Raw genomic sequence first — 17268 nt, forward strand, 5'->3', positions numbered from 1 at the left:
GAAGGTCGGACAACTTTAGGGCTACGTCTTCGCATCGGGATCTGGATCCGGGGAGGGAGGCGTGGGCGACCGCATTCGAGGGTACCGCGACTTGCTGATCTGGCAGCGCGCCATGGCGATTGCGGAACAGACCTATCTGCTCAGCCGCGCCTTCCCGAGGGATGAGCAATTCGGCCTGACTTCACAGGCGCGGCGAGCCGCCGTGTCGGTGGCTGCGAATATCGCCGAGGGCTACGGCCGGGGCACGCGACCGTCCTACGCCAGCTTCGTCCGCATCGCCCAAGGCTCTCTGAAGGAGCTGGAGACCCACCTGATCCTCGCCGAGCGCGTCGGAGCGGCGAAAGCCGGCTCCACCGACCCGATCCTCGCCGATGCGGATGAACTGGGACGGATGCTCAGGGCCCTGCTCACCAAGCTAAGCCCTAAGCCCTAAGCCCTAAGCCCTAAGCCCTAACTGTCCAGGAAGCTCCGCAGCTTCCGGCTCCGCGACGGATGCTTCAGCTTGCGCAGCGCCTTGGCCTCGATCTGGCGGATGCGTTCGCGGGTCACCGAGAACTGCTGGCCGACCTCTTCCAGGGTGTGGTCGGTGTTCATGCCGATGCCGAAGCGCATGCGCAGCACCCGCTCCTCGCGCGGCGTCAGCGAGGCCAGCACGCGGGTGGTGGTCTCGCGCAGGTTGGACTGGATGGCCGCGTCGATGGGCAGGATGGCGTTCTTGTCCTCGATGAAGTCGCCGAGATGCGAATCCTCCTCGTCGCCGATCGGGGTCTCGAGGCTGATCGGCTCCTTGGCGATCTTGAGGACCTTGCGGACCTTCTCCAGCGGCATGGCCAGCTTCTCGGCCAGCTCCTCCGGGGTCGGCTCGCGGCCGATCTCGTGCAGCATCTGGCGGCTGGTGCGGACGATCTTGTTGATCGTCTCGATCATATGCACCGGGATGCGGATGGTGCGGGCCTGGTCGGCGATCGAGCGGGTGATGGCCTGACGGATCCACCACGTCGCATAGGTCGAGAACTTGTAGCCGCGGCGGTATTCGAACTTGTCGACCGCCTTCATCAGGCCGATGTTCCCCTCCTGGATCAGGTCCAGGAACTGCAGGCCGCGGTTGGTGTATTTCTTGGCGATGGAGATGACCAGGCGCAGGTTGGCCTCGACCATTTCCTTCTTGGCCTGACGGGCCTCGCGCTCGCCCTTCTGCACCGTCTGGACGATGCGGCGGTAGTCGTCGATGGGCAGGCCGGCCTCGGTGGCCACGGCCGCGACGTCGCCGCGGATCTGGGCGATCTGGGCGGATTCGTTCTCGCTGAACTTGGTCCAGCGGACGCCCATGTCCTTGACGCCCTCGGCCCAGTTGGGGTCCAGCTCCTTGCCGAAATAGGCCTTGAGGAACTCCGGCCGCGAGATGCCGTAGCTGTCGGCCAGGCGCAGCAGCCGGCCTTCCAGACCCATCAGCCGCTTGTTGATCGCATAGAGCTGCTCGACCAGCGCCTCGATGCGGTTGTTGTTCAGCTTCATCGTCTTCAGGCGGCCCGAGATGTCCGCCGTCAGCTGGTCGTAGGCCTTCTGGTCCTTGGCGCTCAGGGTCTCGCCCTTCAGCCGCGCCTCGACCAGCTTGTCCTGCAGCTTCCGGAACCCGCCGAAGTCCGCCGCGATCGCGTCCAGCACCTCCATGACGCCGTCGCGCAGCTCCGCCTCCAGCGCCGAGATCGACATCCCGCCGCCGTCGTCGAAGTCCTCGTCCTCCTCGTCCTCCTCCGCCTTGTCGGCGTCGGATTCCTGCGAGATCGCCGCTTCCTTGGCCTCGGGCGAGCCCGGCACCGGCTGCGGCGGCTGGTTGTGCGGCAGGGACGACGGATTGAGCACGCCGTAGGTGGCGTCCAGGTCGATGACCTCGCGCAGCAGGATGCGGTTGTTGGCCAGCTCGTCGCGCCACACCATGATGGCTTCGAAGGTCAGCGCGCTTTCGCACAGACCCGAGATCATCGCGTCGCGACCGGCCTCGATGCGCTTGGCGATGGCGATCTCGCCCTCGCGGCTGAGCAGCTCGACACTGCCCATCTCGCGCAGATACATGCGGACCGGGTCGTCCGTCCGGTCGTAGGCGGCTTTCGCGGGCGTCTCGGCGACGGCGGTCTCGGCGGTCGCGGCGACCTCGCCACCCTCGCCTTCCTTCTGCTCGGCGTCCTCTTCGGCCTCGACGACGTTGACGCCCATTTCGGACAGCATCGCCAGCGTGTCCTCAATGGCGTCCGGCGTGACTTCTTCCGACGGCAGGACCTTGTTCAGATCCTCCATCGTCACATAGCCGCGCGCCTTCGCCTGTTTGATGAATTTCTTGACGCCGGCGTCGGTGAGGTCGAGCAGCGGACCGTCGCTCTGGGCTTCGGCTTCCTGCGTCTCGGTCTGCGCACTCATTCAATCTGTCTCCGCGGTGGAGGGCTGATCAGGCCGTCCGCCAATACAACGTGTGGCGGGTCCGTTTGTTACGAGCCCGCGCTGTCTTCCCAAATCTCGCCGGTTTTGATCGCGCGACGCAGGACATCGCGCTCGGCCTTCAGCCGGCGGAACGCCTCGTCCTGCCCCGGCACGCCACGCGCCGAAGTCAGGGCGTCTTCCAGCGCCGCCACGCGGGTGAGCGCGTCGAACGCCTGCGACCATCGGATCCGCGCCTCGCCGAGGGGCTTGTCTGCGGCCAGGAAGGGCGCGCCGGACTTTGCCGCCGCCTTCTCGACCTCGTGCATCAAAACGCCATGACCCGATTGCGCCAGATGGCGTCGCAGGGCCGCTGAGTCAAGGTCTTGCCCCGAGAAGCGCAACCGGACCATCTCTTGCGCCAGGCCGTCGAGGGCCGGATCACCGAACCCGTGCGCGGCGATCGCCTCGAGATGATCATCCATCCGTTCCGGATCGTCGACGGCGCCGTGGGCCAGGGCCGCGGCGACCGGCTCGATCGACCGCGACAGCGACTGCATGGCCCGCGCTCCCTCGGCGGTCTGACCCAGCACGGGCGGCGGCCCGGCCCGCCACCGACCACCCGGACCGGTTGGGGCCGAGCCAGTCAGCGCACGCCGGGACGGAAACATAGCCTCGAACCGGTCGAACAGCTCGCGTCTGTATTGTTCCGCCAGATCCTTGTCCTGCACCGCCGAGGCGGCCTGGCGCAGTCGCCCCTTCAATCCGGCGCGGCGCTCCGGCGTGTCCAGCGGCTCCAGCTCGGCCTCCTTCTGGAACAGCACCTCGGCAAACGGCCGCGTCGCCGACAGGGCCTGGCGCAAGGCCGGCGCCCCCTTGTCGCGCAGGATGTCGTCCGGGTCCTGGCCGGCCTCCAGCAGGGCGAAGCGGAACGACCGGCCCGATTTCAGCTGCGGCAAGGCCCGATCGATGGCGCGATAGGCCGCCCGCCGTCCCGCCGCGTCGCCGTCGAAACACAGCACCGGCTCCGACGACACCCGCCACAGCCGCTCCATCTGTTCCTCGGTCACGGCCGTGCCCATCGGCGCCACCGCCGGGATGCCGGCCCTCTGGCAAGCGATGACGTCCATATAGCCCTCCACGACCACGATGGCCTGATCGGACTTGCTCTCGGCCCCGAGGATGCGCCGCGCCTCTGGCAGGCCGTACAGGGTCGCGCCCTTGTGAAAGAGCGGGCTTTCCGGCCCGTTCAGATATTTCGCCCGGTCGTCGGGGTTCATCCCCCGGCCGCCGAAGCTGACGATCCGGCCCCGCGCGTCGAGGATCGGGAACATCAGCCGGTCGCGGAACCGGTCGTAGGGCGACCCGCCGCCCTCCGGCGCGATCAGCATTCCGGCCTCGACAAGTTCGCCCGGCTTGGCTCCGCGCTGGACCAGGGCGCTCTTCAACCCTTCACGGTCGTTGGGCGCATAGCCGAGACCGAACCGTTCCCACTGGTCCTCGGGCAGGCCCCGCTTTTCCAGATACTCCCGCGCCGCCTTGCCCGGCGAACGGCGCAGATTGGCCGCGAACCACTTCTGGGCCAGGTCCATCCAGTCGGTCAGACCCTGCCGCTTCTGCTCGCGCTCGGCCGCCTGCGGGTCCTCGGCCGGCAGGGCCATGCCCGCCTCCCCCGCCAACCGCTGCACCGCCTCGACGAAGCTCAGCCGCTCGGTCTCCTGCAGGAAGCTGATGACGTCCCCATGCTTGCCGGACGAGAAGTCGTGGAAGAAGCCCTTGTCGTCGTTGACGAAGAACGACGGCGACTTCTCCTTGGTGAACGGAGACAGGCCGACATACTCACGGCCCTGCCGCTTGAGCTTCACCGTCCGCCCGATGATGTCGGACGGGCGAAGGCGAGCCTTCAATTCTTCAAGGAAGCGTTCGTCAAAGCGCACAGCGCCTTATAGCGCGCGACTCGCTGAGTGGGCGTTTTTACCTTTTGTTAACTACAAAGGCGAAACCGGGACCATAACCGCCTGATTCAACACTCATTTTTGTGAGCATCTCGGAACAATCCACAAGCCTGTGGATTAACCATGTGTGCCGTCGAAGAAGCCGACGGCGATCCGCGGCGTCCCGACGAAGATCGGGAAGCCGCCCCGAGATTGAAAGTCACCCATGTTCATCGCCATCGCCCGTCCGGCGGTGGAGCCTCAAGGCCCCGACGCCGTCGCCGTCCCCGGCTCCCCCGCCATCGCTGAACTGCCGCCCCGCGCCCTGCACGCGCGGCTGCTCGAGAACGCCGCCCTGCGCCGCCGGCGCGGGCTCGAGCGACGCCGCAGCAACCGCATGGAGGACGCCGACTACTGGCTCAACGCCGCGCCAGTGGCCGTCCGCAAGGCCAGCGCCTTGCGCGAAGAAAAGAGCTTCGCGCCGCTGCCCTGAGCCAATGCCCGGACATCCGGCCGCACAGCCGGCCTTCACCTGCGCCCGTGACCGTGCTTGGCTGCGGTCGGGGACCGGGGCCGGAGACCGTCATGAAACCACTGATCATCGCCGCCGCTCTCGCCGCCGCCCTGGCGGGTTCTCCCGTTCTGGCCCAGGGCGCCTGGCGCGCCCATTCGCCCGAAGTCGAGACCGTCGACGCCGCCGTCCGCGCCCCGCTCGAGGCCTATCTGCGCGGCCACGCCACGGGCTCGGCCGACGAATTCCGCCCTGCCTTCCATCCAGACGCCGAGCTGTGGGGCATGCGTGGTGGAACCCTGATACGCATGACCGCCGAGGACTATATCGGCCGCGCCTCCGGCGCCCCGCCGGCCGACGAGGCTCAACGCCAGCGCTGGATCGAGAGCATCGACATCACCGGCGACACCGCCGTGGCCAAGATCATCCTCGACTATCCGGCCGTCCGCTTTACCGACTACATGGCCCTGTCCCGGATCGACGGACGCTGGGTCATCGTCAACAAGATGTTCCAGGCCGAACCGAAGACTCCGCCGGCCTGACCCCGGTCCAGCCCTGAGCCGCCGTTATCCCGGGGCCTGGTCCCGGGATGAAGGGCGTGGCCAAAACCCTACCAACCGATACCCTGTCATCCCGACACTTCCGACCACTTCCCGGTCATCCCGCCCCCTCTTTTCCGAGGCCCGGAAGCGCACGCCCCTCGCCTGCGTCCGATCCTGACGCAAGCCTGTGCTTCAATGCTCAAAGCCCCACCAGGCCTGGTCTTTGACAGCCCTGCCCCCCGCCGGCGCCGCTTCCAGGCCCGGTTTCCGCCCAACCGGACGTTCGAGTCCAATCAACCGGACTCGTACATCACACTTTTTCAGTGGCGCCCTGCCATCCCGGTCACCCTGGGCGGCTTCAGCCCTTCATCGAGTCGGCGAAGCGCTGGAACAGATACAGGCTGTCGGTCGGCCCCGGCGACGCCTCCGGGTGATGCTGCACGCTGAACACCGGCTTGTCCTTCAGGGCGATGCCGCAGTTGGTGCCGTCGAACAGGCTGACGTGGGTCTCGACCACGGCGTCCGGCAGGCTGTCGCGGTCCACGGTGAAACCATGGTTCATCGACACGATCTCGACCTTGCCGGTGGTCAGGTCCTTGACCGGGTGATTGGCCCCGTGGTGGCCCTGATCCATCTTGACGGTTCGGGCGCCCAGCGCCAGCGCCAGCATCTGGTGGCCGAGGCAAATGCCGAACACCGGCTTGCCGCTGTCGACCAGCTTGCGGATTTCCGGCACCGCATAGGCGCCGGTCGCGGCCGGATCGCCCGGTCCGTTCGACAGCACCACCCCGTCGGGCTTGCGCGCCAGAATGGCCTCGGCCGTCGTATCGGCCGGCACCACGGTGATCTTCGCCCCCGTTGAGGCCAACGCCCGCAGGATATTGCGCTTAACGCCGTAGTCGACAACCACCACCGACTTGTCGCCGGCGTCAACACGCGGATGGCCTTCCGGCCAGTCCCACAGCCCCTCGTCCCAGTCGAACGACTGCAGGGTCGAGGCGTCCTTGGCCAGGTCCAGCCCGACCAGCCCGGACCACGCCTTCGCCTGCGCCACGAGGGCGTCCAGATCGAAGCGGCCCTCCGGATCGTGGGCGATGACCGCGTGCGGCGCGCCCGCGTCGCGAATACGGGCGGTCAGCGAGCGGGTGTCGACCCCCGCCAGCCCGACCACGCCGCGCCGCTTCATCCAGGCGTCGAAATCGCTCTCGCTGCGCCAGTTGGCCGGGTCGGTCGGCACGTCGCGGAAGATCGCGCCGCGCGCCGAGGTGTCCGCCCCCCCGCCGATCTGCTCCACGTCCTCCACATTCACCCCCGTGTTTCCGACGTGCGGGAAGGTGAAGGCGAGGATCTGGCTCATGTACGACGGGTCGGTCAGGATCTCCTGATACCCCGTCATGGCGGTGTTGAAGACGACCTCGCCGAGGGCCGAGCCGGTCGCGCCGCAGCCGAGGCCCTGCAGGATGGTTCCGTCCGCCAGCGCCAGCACGCCGGTGACGCCGGGAAGAAGCTTGGTGTTCATGGCGACCTCCGTATCACCGAATCCCGGCGAGCAAACGGCGCGGTGGTTAGGCGTCGCCCGCCGCCGGGTCAACGCGCGGCGGCGACTTTCTCAGGAACGCCAGCCATGCGAGGCTCGTCACGACGAAGAACCCGACAGTCGGCAGGATATATCCCGGCGCCGCCGCGGCCACCGCGGCCGTGGCGAACAGGAAGCCGACGACGGCCACGATCCGCGCCTTGGATCGACGCGTCATCTGAAACAGTGCGGCCGAGCAGATGGCGTAGACCGCGAGGCTGAGCACCGCCGTCACGCCGACCAGCATGCCGAACTGCCCGCCGAGCGTCGGCTGCCCCGAGATCACCGCCACTACGCTCATGATCGCGCCGCCCAGCAGCGGATTGGCGACCGGCGTGCGTTCGCCGGCGCCGAACCCGCTCGGCAGATAGCCCTTCCGCGCCGCCGACCGCGCTGTCTCTCCGCCCAGCATGACCCAGCCGCCGACGGTGCCGATCGTCTTGACGACGGCGCAGACCGCCACCACCCCGGCGATCGAGGCCCCGAACACCCGCGACGCAAGGTCCGCGTAAGGGCTGGTCGAATTCGCCAGCACATCGGCCGGAATGACCCCGAACACCGCCACGGTCGCGGCGATATAGACGGCGGTCGCAAGCAGCACGCCCGCCACCGAGGCCCGGCCGACGTCGCGGGCGGGGCGCTTGACTCTCAGCGACAGGGCCGCCGCGCTCTCGACCCCGAGGAAAGCCCAGAAGATGATAGCGAGCGACGCCGGCACGCTCTGCAGGAGCGGCGTCTCCGCCGGACTCCACGAAGCCGCAAAGATCTGTGGATCGAAGGCCACGACCCCCGCCGCCACCGCGATCACGATCGGCGCCAGTCCCACGGCCAGCGCCACCGCCGCGAGCCCCGACGCCGTCCGCGCCCCGATGATGTAGGCGAAGGTCGCCAGCCAGATGATGCCGAGGTTGCAGAAGGTCGCCGCCACAGGGTCTCTCAGCACCGGCCAGAAGAAGCCGAGATAGCCCGTGGCGGCCACGGCGATGGCGACGTTGCCGACGAGACAGGCGGTCCAGAAGGCCAGTGCTGTCTGATAGCCGAAAAACCGCCCCAGCCCCCGCTCAGCGAAACCCGGCAGGCCGTCCGCGTCCGGTTGCAGTCGGCCCAGCGCCCCGAACACCAGCGCCAGCGTCACCGCTCCCGCGCCGGCAGCCAGCCAGCCGATCAGGCTGGAGCTGCCGACCGAAGCAAGGCTAACGGGCAGCAGATAGAGGCCGGAGCCGATCATGTTGCCCGCCACGACCAGCGCCGCCAGCCCCCAGCCCAACTTGTGGCGGTCCGACAGAGGCTCCTCGGCGAGCGGCATCCGGCGCGACGTGTCGATCATCCATGGACCTCGGCAAGACGGGATTGGAACCAGGCCACGGCAGCCTCGTGCCGGGGGCTGAGCACCCCTGTATCATAGGCTCCGGCGGAAAGGTTGGCCTGGACCGCCTCGCAGATTCCGGCATCCTCTGCGGTCAGCCGGTCTGACGCCGCCAAAGCATCGGTCAGCGCGGCCTCTCCAACATCGTGGAGGAACAGGTAGTCAAGTCGCGTCCGACCCGGTCCGACCGGCGTCATCCGTTCGATCATGGCCCCGTCGCGATAGACGTTGATCCCGAGGTTCGGCCACAGCCAGCCCCAGACGCCCGCCTGCGGCCCGTCGCTGGCTCCCACCGCCTCCTGCACGACCAGATCGCCGTCGACGCGAACCCGATACTCCGCGGAACCAAGCTCCTCCGCCAGCACGGGGTGGACCGCTCCGATGTGATAACCCTCCAGGTAGTTCTCGGCGTAGACCTTCCAGTCGCAGGCCAGAGCATGGCTCCGGCGGAGCGCTGGCGCGGCCATCTCCAGCCCCCGCTCGGTCAGCAAGGCGTCCAATCGGGCAATGTGGTCTTTCAAAGGCCGCGCTTCTGGGTCGAGGTTCACGAACACCAGCCCTCGCCAGGTCTCCAGCCGCAGCCCCAGCAAGCCGAACACGCGCGGGTCGAACCCCTCCGCGGCGCCGAAATCCGTGGCGGCACGCAGCCGACCGTCCAGCGCATAGCGCCAGCCATGATAGACGCAGACCAGTTCGCCGTCGCAATGGCCGGCCGCACCCTGCACGAGCGGGCCCGCGCGGTGGCGGCAGACGTTGTGGAAGGCTCGCAGCGCCCCGTCCTTCCCTCGCACCATAAACAGCCGGTGACCGGCGATGTCCGCGGCGATCCAGTCCCCGGGGTCCCGGGCCTCGGACTCGTGTCCGACGAACAGCCAGCTGCGCCCGAACACGCCCACTCGTTCGCGGGCCCAAGCCTCGGGGCAGCCGTAAAGGCGGGCGGGGAGCGTGATCTGCATGGTCAATCAAGTCCCGGGGCCGTCCCCGCGTCAACCGCCGTCAGACCACGATGGTGTCCATCCCCGCGAACACGGCGTGGGTGGCCCCGGCGGCCTGGGCGGCCAGTCCGCGGTCGGGACGCAGGTTGAGCAGCATGACCTGCGGGCAGGCCTTGCGGGCGGTCTGGATCAGCGGGATCGCCGCCTGCCAGTCGCGGGCGCTCTCGTGCTCGACGCCGGCGAAATCGATGGCCAGACACTGGGCGCGAACCTGCGACAGCCGCTTCGCCGCGTCCGCGTCCGGGGCGACGTGCAGGATCAGCCCGAGCGATCCGGTCTCGAAATGCTGGATCGCCTCCTGGATGGCGTCGGTCGGCGCCTGTTCCAGACCGCCCATGATCTCGATCAGCAGGATCCCCGGCGCGGACCCGTGTTGCATCTCCGCGCACAGCAGGTCGAACCGGCCGCCGCTCGAAGCCACGGTTCGCCAAAAGGCCGGCAGAACGCCGCTGTCGTCCCGCCCCAACCGCAACAGATCGAGCCCGTTTCTCAGAGTCTGGGTGTCGATGCGGATCAGGTCGGCCGGTTCCAGGGTGCGCCGCCCAAGGCCGATCAGAGCGCTCTCACCGCCCCGATGGCGCACGTTGCGCCGGATGCGCCGGGCGACCGGAGCGGAGCGGATCAGGTCAAAGACCGGTTGCGCCGCGAGGGTCACGACCAGCTCCCGCCGCGCCCGCGTCAGCAGGGTGAAGGTCAGGCTTTCATAGGGTGCGGCGTACGACCGGCGCTCTCCGATACGGGCGATCGCTTCCTGCAGGCCGTCCCCGGACGCGTCGGCGGCCGACGGCGGCGCAGTCGGTGCGAGATAGCCTGGGTCGTTTCTCATGACCGTTCTCTCCTGCCGGTCGAAAAGACGGTCCCCCGCGAGAAGCAGACGCCCAAGGTGAAAAGATATCCCTGCTGAACGTGGTCAAGGCGCGTTGACCAAGCCGATTCCCGGCGCGGGACTCCGCAGGGTATGGGGCGTTGACCGGGCCGCCGCCGCGCGTCAGGAGAGCCCATGACCATCACCACCGTAGGCCTCGATGCCGACGACACGCTCTGGCACAACGAGACCGTCTTCCGACTGACGCAGGCGCGGTTTCTCGACCTGCTGACCGATCACGACAACGCCGAAATCGAGGCGCGGCTGGCCGAGATCGAGCGGCGGAATCTGCGCCTGTATGGTTACGGGGTGAAGGGTTTCACCCTGTCGATGATCGAGACGGCGATGGAGATGTGCGGCGGCGATCCGCCCCCGGGCGCGATCCGCGAAATCCTCGCGGCCGGACGCGAGATGCTGGCCCACCCGGTCGAGACCCTGCCCGGGGTGGACGAGGCGCTGGCCCGGTTGTCGGAGCGGTACCGGCTGGTGCTGGTCACCAAGGGCGATCTGCTGGATCAGGAGCGCAAGCTGGCGGCGTCCGGGCTCGGCGACCTGTTCGCCGCCGTCGAAATCGTCTCCGAAAAGGACCAGACGACCTACGAGCGGGTCTTCGCGCGGCACGGCACGGGACCGGGTGAGGCGGTCATGGCTGGAAACTCGATGAAGTCGGACGTGCTGCCGGCGCTCGAGGCCGGCGCCTTCGCCGTGCACATTCCCTACGTCGTCACCTGGGCCCACGAGCTGGCGGACGCCCCGGACGGCCACGCCCGTTACGGCGCCCTCGACCGCATCGACGCCCTGCCCGACTGGATCGATGCGCGGTCGGACGGATAAGCGCTTGCTCCCGCGCCGCGCCCTCTTTAGACCGGCCGCTTAACCGACAACCCGACCGGCCCGCGCAGGCGACGACGCCCGCGCCGGGTCCGCGCGCGCCACGAGAGGAGCTCGCCTTGACCGATGACGACGTCCCTCACGAGGAGCGCGACGCCATGATCCGGGCGACCCTCGCGGAGCACGGGGACAGCGGAATTACGCCGCGGCACACCCTGTTCTACTTCTATGGGGACGGGGCGCACGACGACCTGAACGAGGTGGCCCGGCGGGCCGGCTTCCTGACCCGGGGGCAGGACGACTGCACGATCCTCGAAACCACGATGGCGGTGGACGAGGCCTCGTTCTCGCCCGTCTCCACCATGATGCAATCCTGGGCCGCGGCCTTCCAGCTGGACTACGACGGCTGGGAATGCGCGGTCGTGACGAACTGAAAGCTCTGTAGAAACAATGCCCAAGCGCACGGACATCAAATCTGTACTGATCATCGGGGCGGGGCCCATTGTGATCGGACAGGCGTGCGAGTTCGACTATTCCGGCGTCCAGGCGTGCAAGGCGCTGAAGGCCGAGGGATATAGGGTCATCCTGGTCAATTCCAACCCGGCCACGATCATGACCGACCCGGAGGTGGCCGACGCCACCTATATCGAGCCAATCACGCCGGAGATGGTCGAGAAGATCATCGCCAGAGAAAAGCCCGACGCCCTGCTGCCGACCATGGGCGGGCAGACGGCCCTGAACACGGCCCTGGCGCTGGACGCGAGCGGTGCGCTGAAGAAATACGGCGTCGAGATGATCGGGGCCCGGGCCGACGTCATCGACAAGGCCGAGGATCGCCAGAAATTCCGCGACGCCATGGACAAGCTGGGCCTCGAGAGCCCGCGGTCCAAGGCCATCCACCACATCGACGAGGCCGACGACGCGCTGGAGTTCGTCGGCCTGCCGGCCATCGTCCGGCCCAGCTTCACCCTCGCCGGCACCGGCGGCGGCATCGCTTACAATGTCGAGGAATTCAAGGAGATCGTCGAACGCGGTCTCGACCTTTCGCCGACCACCGAAGTGCTGATCGAGGAGTCGGTGCTGGGCTGGAAGGAGTATGAGATGGAGGTCGTCCGCGACAAGGCGGACAACTGCATCATCATCTGCTCGATCGAGAACATCGACCCGATGGGGGTTCACACCGGGGACAGCATCACCGTCGCCCCCGCCCTGACGCTGACCGACAAGGAATATCAGCGGATGCGCACCGGCTCGATCGACGTGCTGCGCGAGATCGGCGTCGAGACCGGCGGTTCGAATGTCCAGTGGGCCATCAACCCCGCCGACGGCCGCATGGTCGTGATCGAGATGAACCCGCGCGTGTCGCGCTCCTCGGCGCTGGCCTCCAAGGCCACCGGCTTCCCGATCGCCAAGGTCGCGGCGCGTCTGGCCGTCGGCTACACCCTGGACGAGCTGACCAACGATATCACCCAGGTCACGCCGGCCTCATTCGAGCCGAGCATCGACTATGTCGTCACCAAGATCCCGCGCTTCGCCTTCGAGAAATATCCCGGCGCCGAGGCCAGCCTGTCGACCTCGATGAAGTCGGTCGGCGAGGTCATGGCCATCGGCCGGACTTTCCAGGAGTCGATGCAGAAGGCCCTGCGTGGGCTGGAAACCGGCCTGACCGGCTTCAACGAGATCGAGATCGAGGGCACGGCCGATGTCGACGACGAGGCCTCGGCCCGCGCCGCCGTGGTTCGCGCCCTCGGCCAGCCGACGCCGGATCGCATTCGCGTCATCGCCCAGGCCTTCCGCCACGGCCTGTCGATCGAGGAGGTCAACGCGGCCTGCTTCTACGAGCCGTGGTTCCTGCGCCAGATCGCCGACATCGTGCGCACCGAGGGTCACATCCGCGTGCAGGGACTGCCGACCGAGCCGACCGACTTCCGCAGGCTAAAGGCCAAGGGCTTCTCCGACGCCCGTCTGGCGGAGCTGACCGGCCAGACCGAAGCCACCGTCCGTAAGGCCCGTCGCGCGCTCGACGTTCGTCCCGTGTTCAAGCGGATCGACACCTGCGCGGCCGAGTTCGCCAGCGCCACGGCCTATATGTATTCGACCTATGAGACCGGCGCCCTGGGTCAGGTCCCGGACTGTGAATCCAACCCGACCGACCGCAGGAAGGCGATTATTCTCGGCGGCGGGCCGAACCGGATCGGGCAGGGCATCGAGTTCGATTACTGCTGCTGTCACGCGGCCTTCGCCTTCGACGACATCGGCGTCGAGTCGATCATGGTCAACTGCAACCCCGAGACCGTCTCGACCGACTACGACACCTCGGATCGCCTCTATTTCGAGCCGCTGACGGCCGAGGATGTGCTGGAGCTGATCGAGGTCGAGCGAGCGAAGGGCGAGCTGATCGGCGTCGTCGTCCAGTTCGGCGGCCAGACGCCGCTGAAGCTGGCCCATGCCCTGCACGAGGACGGCGTGCCGATCCTCGGCACCAGCCTCGATTCCATCGACCTGGCCGAGGACCGCGAGCGCTTCCAGGTCATGCTGCACGACATCGGCCTGATGCAGCCGCCCAACGGCCTGGCCCGCAGCGCCGATGAAGCGGCCGCCAAGGCGGACGAGGTCGGCTATCCGGTCGTGCTGCGCCCCTCCTATGTGCTGGGTGGTCGCGGCATGATGATCGTCCACGACCGCGAACAGCTGGACCGCTACGTCGGCGAGGCCATGCGGGTCTCGGGCGACGACCCCGTGCTGATCGACCACTATCTGAACCGCGCCACCGAGGTCGACGTCGACGCCCTGTGCGACGACGAGACGGTGTTCGTGGCCGGCGTTTTGGAGCATATCGAGGAGGCGGGGGTCCATTCCGGCGACAGCGCCTGCTCCATGCCGCCCCACTCACTGTCGGCGGAGACGGTGGCCGAGCTGAAGCGCCAGACCGAGGCCATGGCCCGGGCCCTGAAGGTGCGTGGCCTGATGAACGTGCAGTTCGCGATCGAGGAGCCGCACTCCGAGAACCCGCGCATCTTCGTGCTGGAGGTCAATCCACGCGCCAGCCGCACCGCGCCCTTCGTGGCCAAGACCATCGGCCAGCCGATCGCCTCGATCGCCGCCAAGGTGATGGCCGGCGTGCCGCTGAAGTCGTTCGGCCTGACGGACAAGCCGTACGACCATATCGCGGTCAAGGAAGCCGTCTTCCCGTTCGCCCGCTTCGCCGGCGTCGACACGGTGCTGGGCCCCGAGATGCGCTCGACCGGCGAGGTCATGGGTCTGGACTGGAAGCGCGACGGCGAGGCCGACATGGCCCCCGCCTTCGCCCGCGCCTTCGCCAAGAGCCAGATCGGCGGCGGCACGAAACTGCCGACGCAGGGCTGCGCCTTCGTCTCGGTCAAGGAGGACGACAAGCCCTTCATCGTCGATGCGGTGAAGACGCTGATCGACGAGGGCTTTTCGATCATCGCCACCGGCGGGACGCACGCCTATCTGACCGGCCGGGGCTTCGAGGTCGGCCTTGTGAAGAAGGTGCTGGAGGGCCGTCCGCACATCGTCGATGCGATGAAGAACGGCGAGGTCCAGCTGGTCTTCAACACCACCGAGGGCAAACAGTCGCTGCAGGACAGCTTCAGCCTGCGCCGCACCGCCCTGATGATGAAGATCCCCTACTACACCACCACCGCCGGCGCGCTGGCGGCGGCCCAGGCGATCGGCGCGATCAAGGCCGGCGACCTCGACGTGCGCCCGATCCAGGACTACGCGCACGGCTGACCAGCTCGTGGCGATTTCGACCAGTCCGGCGCGCCTGACAACGAGGGCGGACCGGACAGTCTGGCCAGTGGATTCCGGGACACGGGCGCGACATTGGCTGGACACGGGCTCGACCCGAACGAGACAAAGGGCCGACATCGCCGCGACACCGGCGGCTACATCGGTGACTCATGAGACATCCGCTTCCCCTCTCCGTCATCCTCGGGCTTGACCCGAGGATCAGAGGCGGGAGGCGGTCTGTGCGATGAAGACGGCCCGGTGGACGGGACCGTGCGCGCCTGACGGAGTACCGGACGGTCTGATCCTCGGGTCAGGCCCGAGGATGACGGCGGAAACACGATACGTCCGTTTCTGACGCAGGCGCCTGCCATCCTTCCCCGATGGAACACCACCGTCTGCGCAAATATCGGGGGCCGGAGACGTGGGCGCGGGTCCGCGAGGCCTATATCGCCGGCGAGTCCGCGCCCTCGGTGGCGCGGCGGTTCGATGTCGGGCTCTCGAACCTCAGGCGGCGGGCGATGGCCGAGGGCTGGACCCGCAGCCGCATCGCCGAACAGCTGGACCTGAGGCCGGTTCGCGGCGGGGCGGACCCGGCGCCGGTGGCCATCGCCCCGCTGGCCGTGCTGGAGACGCTGCCCGAACCGCCGTGGGTCGATCCGGAACTGGCCATCGGGCGGGCCTTGCGGCGGGTCACCTGGCTGGTCAGCGAAGGCCGAGCGGCGGAGGCGCGGGCGCTGGCGAAGGCGGTCGAGGCGCTGGAGCGGATGTGGGCGGGAGAGACGCTGCGGACGCGATGACGGCGTTGGCGACGAGCCCTGCTCCATCAACGAACGGTCAGTCTTTCGCCGCCATGTTCACGGCGGGACCGGGAGACGCACAGTGATCGAAGTCTCGGACACCGACAGGGCGCTGGCCGTCCTCGCGACGACCAACCTGCTGAACTTCGGCCTGTTCTGGTTCGACAAGGTTCAGGCGCGCGCTCACGGGTCACGGGTCCCTGAACGCATGCTGCTGATGTTCAGCCTCGCGGGCGGCCTCGGCGCATGGATGGGCCAGCACATCTTGCGGCACAAGACGCGGAAGGAGCCGTTCAGGACCCTGCTGGGCGTCGCGATCACCCTGCACCTCGCCGGAGTCGCAGGCCTGTTCTATCTCCTGCTCGCGGCTTAGACCCCCGCCATCGCGTCCGGATCGGCCGCCGCATCCCCGCCTTCGACGATTCGCGCCGCCGCCAGATCGGCGGTGACATTGCCAATGGTGCGGAAGATGTCGGGGATGACCTCGACCGCCAGCAGCAGGGGCAGGACCTGGATCGGCACGCCCATGGCCAGGCAGATCGGCGCGATGGAGACGAAGAAGCTGACCTGGCCCGGCAGGCCGACCGAGCCGATGGAGATGGCGATGGCGGTCAGTCCGCCGGCGATCCACGCGGCGGGACCCAGATCGACGCCGTGCAGATGGGCGACGTAGATGACCACCCCCAGGTTGGCGACCGGGCTGGTGATGCGGAACACCGCCACCGCCAGCGGCAGGACGAGGCCCGCCGTCGGGGTCGAGACGCCCAGCGCCAGGCGGGCCTGCTCGACCATGGCGGGCAGGCTGGCCAACGATGACTGGGTCGAGAAGGCGACCACCTGGGCCGGAATGATGCCCTGGGCGAACCGGGCCAGACCAATGCGCCCCCAGGGAACGGCGACGGCGTAGATCAGCAGGATGAGGCCGACCTGGGCCAGGACGATCATCGAGACATAGTGACCGAGGGTGCCCAGGGCCCCGAGGCCGGCGTTCAGCCCCACGCCCATCGACAGGGCGAAGACCCCGACGGGCGCCGCCAGCAGGACCCAGTGGACGATGGTGATCATCGTCGCGGACACGGCCTCGAAGAAGGCCACCAGCGGTTCGCGGCGGGCGGCCGCGAGGCGGGTGACGGCGAAACCGAAGGCGATGGCGAAGACCACGAGGCCGAGGATGTTGTCCTCGACCGCGGCGCGGACCGGATTGCCGGGGGCCAGATTGGCGAGGAAGGCCGGGACGCCGCCCCCGGCCGCGCTGTCGCGCACCACAGAGGCGTCGGGCGCGCCGGCCAGCAGGGCGGCGGCGCCGGCCGGGTCGATCGGCCACAGCAGATGCAAGGCCTCATTGGCGAAGAGGGCGTAGACGGTGGCGCCGAACAGCAGCACGGCGAAGACCATCAGCGCCTTCAGGGCCCGACGGCCGGTCGCCGCCGCGTCGGCGATGGAGGCGATGCCGGTCACCAGCAGGCTGAAGACCAGCGGAATGATGGTCATCTTCAGGGCGTTGAGCCACAGGGTCCCGATCGCGCCGATCAGCTCGGCCGTGGCGGCGCCGCCGGGCAGGCCCCAGGCCTGGGCCGCGGCCCCCGCGAACAGGCCCGCCAGCAGGGCGACGAGCACCCACAGGCTGAGGGACGTCAGGGTGGAGCGAAGTCGGGAAACGGCCATCCGGCGAAGCTAGGCGCC

Annotated in this window: 15 protein-coding genes; 8 read left to right on the forward strand and 7 right to left on the reverse strand. The window is 68.3% G+C overall.

The features are described 5' to 3' along the window. The first annotated feature begins 61 nt into the window (after positions 1 to 61). Positions 62 to 433: a four helix bundle protein gene (locus HNQ67_RS08835; protein WP_183254510.1), complete on the forward strand. Its 372-nt coding sequence runs from the start codon at positions 62 to 64 to the stop codon at positions 431 to 433. A gap of 17 nt (positions 434 to 450) precedes the next feature. On the opposite strand, the gene rpoD is transcribed toward HNQ67_RS08835, so the two are convergent. Next, positions 451 to 2415, reverse strand: coding sequence for an RNA polymerase sigma factor RpoD (gene rpoD / locus HNQ67_RS08840; protein ID WP_183254512.1), 1965 nt, complete (start codon positions 2413 to 2415; stop codon positions 451 to 453). 68 nt (positions 2416 to 2483) lie between these two features. Beyond that, complete coding sequence (gene dnaG, locus HNQ67_RS08845) at positions 2484 to 4349, reverse strand: DNA primase (protein ID WP_183254514.1); 1866 nt, start codon at positions 4347 to 4349, stop codon at positions 2484 to 2486. Positions 4350 to 4572: 223 nt separating this feature from the next. On the opposite strand from dnaG, the gene HNQ67_RS08850 reads away from it, so the two are divergent. Both HNQ67_RS08850 and HNQ67_RS08855 read left to right on the forward strand, forming a co-directional pair. Next, complete coding sequence (locus HNQ67_RS08850; RefSeq protein WP_183254516.1) at positions 4573 to 4839, forward strand: hypothetical protein; 267 nt, start codon at positions 4573 to 4575, stop codon at positions 4837 to 4839. Positions 4840 to 4931: 92 nt separating this feature from the next. Next, positions 4932 to 5399, forward strand: a complete 468-nt coding sequence (locus HNQ67_RS08855) for a nuclear transport factor 2 family protein (RefSeq protein ID WP_183254517.1) — start codon at positions 4932 to 4934, stop codon at positions 5397 to 5399. 358 nt (positions 5400 to 5757) lie between these two features. On the opposite strand, the gene carA is transcribed toward HNQ67_RS08855, so the two are convergent. Genes carA through HNQ67_RS08875 form a run of 4 tightly spaced genes read right to left on the reverse strand, consistent with a single transcriptional unit; the run spans position 5758 to position 10162 of the window. Further along, positions 5758 to 6918, reverse strand: coding sequence for a glutamine-hydrolyzing carbamoyl-phosphate synthase small subunit (gene carA, locus HNQ67_RS08860; protein ID WP_183254519.1), 1161 nt, complete (start codon positions 6916 to 6918; stop codon positions 5758 to 5760). Positions 6919 to 6964: 46 nt separating this feature from the next. Further along, positions 6965 to 8302, reverse strand: coding sequence for an amino acid permease (locus tag HNQ67_RS08865; protein WP_246347515.1), 1338 nt, complete (start codon positions 8300 to 8302; stop codon positions 6965 to 6967). Further along, positions 8299 to 9297: an aromatic ring-hydroxylating oxygenase subunit alpha gene (locus tag HNQ67_RS08870; protein WP_183254521.1), complete on the reverse strand. Its 999-nt coding sequence runs from the start codon at positions 9295 to 9297 to the stop codon at positions 8299 to 8301. The genes HNQ67_RS08865 and HNQ67_RS08870 overlap by 4 nt, the downstream gene beginning before the upstream one ends. 40 nt (positions 9298 to 9337) lie before the next feature. Continuing rightward, positions 9338 to 10162, reverse strand: coding sequence for a hypothetical protein (locus tag HNQ67_RS08875; RefSeq protein WP_183254523.1), 825 nt, complete (start codon positions 10160 to 10162; stop codon positions 9338 to 9340). 174 nt (positions 10163 to 10336) lie between these two features. Here HNQ67_RS08875 and HNQ67_RS08880 point away from each other — a divergent pair, with 174 nt between their 5' ends. From HNQ67_RS08880 to HNQ67_RS08900, 5 genes are all read left to right on the forward strand, one after another. Beyond that, positions 10337 to 11035, forward strand: a complete 699-nt coding sequence (locus tag HNQ67_RS08880; protein WP_183254525.1) for an HAD family hydrolase — start codon at positions 10337 to 10339, stop codon at positions 11033 to 11035. Positions 11036 to 11151: 116 nt separating this feature from the next. Next, positions 11152 to 11466, forward strand: coding sequence for a ribonuclease E inhibitor RraB (locus tag HNQ67_RS08885; RefSeq protein WP_246347516.1), 315 nt, complete (start codon positions 11152 to 11154; stop codon positions 11464 to 11466). Positions 11467 to 11482: 16 nt separating this feature from the next. Continuing rightward, entirely contained in the window at positions 11483 to 14788 is a 3306-nt protein-coding gene (gene carB / locus HNQ67_RS08890) for a carbamoyl-phosphate synthase large subunit (protein WP_183254528.1), read from the forward strand. Between the two features lie 380 nt (positions 14789 to 15168). Further along, positions 15169 to 15585 carry a hypothetical protein gene (locus HNQ67_RS08895; protein ID WP_183254529.1) on the forward strand — a complete coding sequence of 139 codons (417 nt, stop codon included), beginning with the start codon at positions 15169 to 15171 and terminating at the stop codon, positions 15583 to 15585. An 82-nt stretch (positions 15586 to 15667) separates the two neighbouring features. Beyond that, the gene (locus HNQ67_RS08900; RefSeq protein ID WP_343054863.1) at positions 15668 to 15958 is read left to right on the forward strand and encodes a DUF1294 domain-containing protein; all 291 of its coding nucleotides are present in this window, start codon (positions 15668 to 15670) and stop codon (positions 15956 to 15958) included. Here HNQ67_RS08900 and HNQ67_RS08905 read toward each other — a convergent pair. Further along, positions 15955 to 17250: a dicarboxylate/amino acid:cation symporter gene (locus HNQ67_RS08905; RefSeq protein ID WP_183254531.1), complete on the reverse strand. Its 1296-nt coding sequence runs from the start codon at positions 17248 to 17250 to the stop codon at positions 15955 to 15957. The two genes, HNQ67_RS08900 and HNQ67_RS08905, sit on opposite strands and share 4 nt — an antisense overlap. Positions 17251 to 17268 lie beyond the last annotated feature (18 nt).

This window comes from Brevundimonas basaltis (assembly GCF_014202075.1).
Lineage (GTDB): Bacteria > Pseudomonadota > Alphaproteobacteria > Caulobacterales > Caulobacteraceae > Brevundimonas > Brevundimonas basaltis.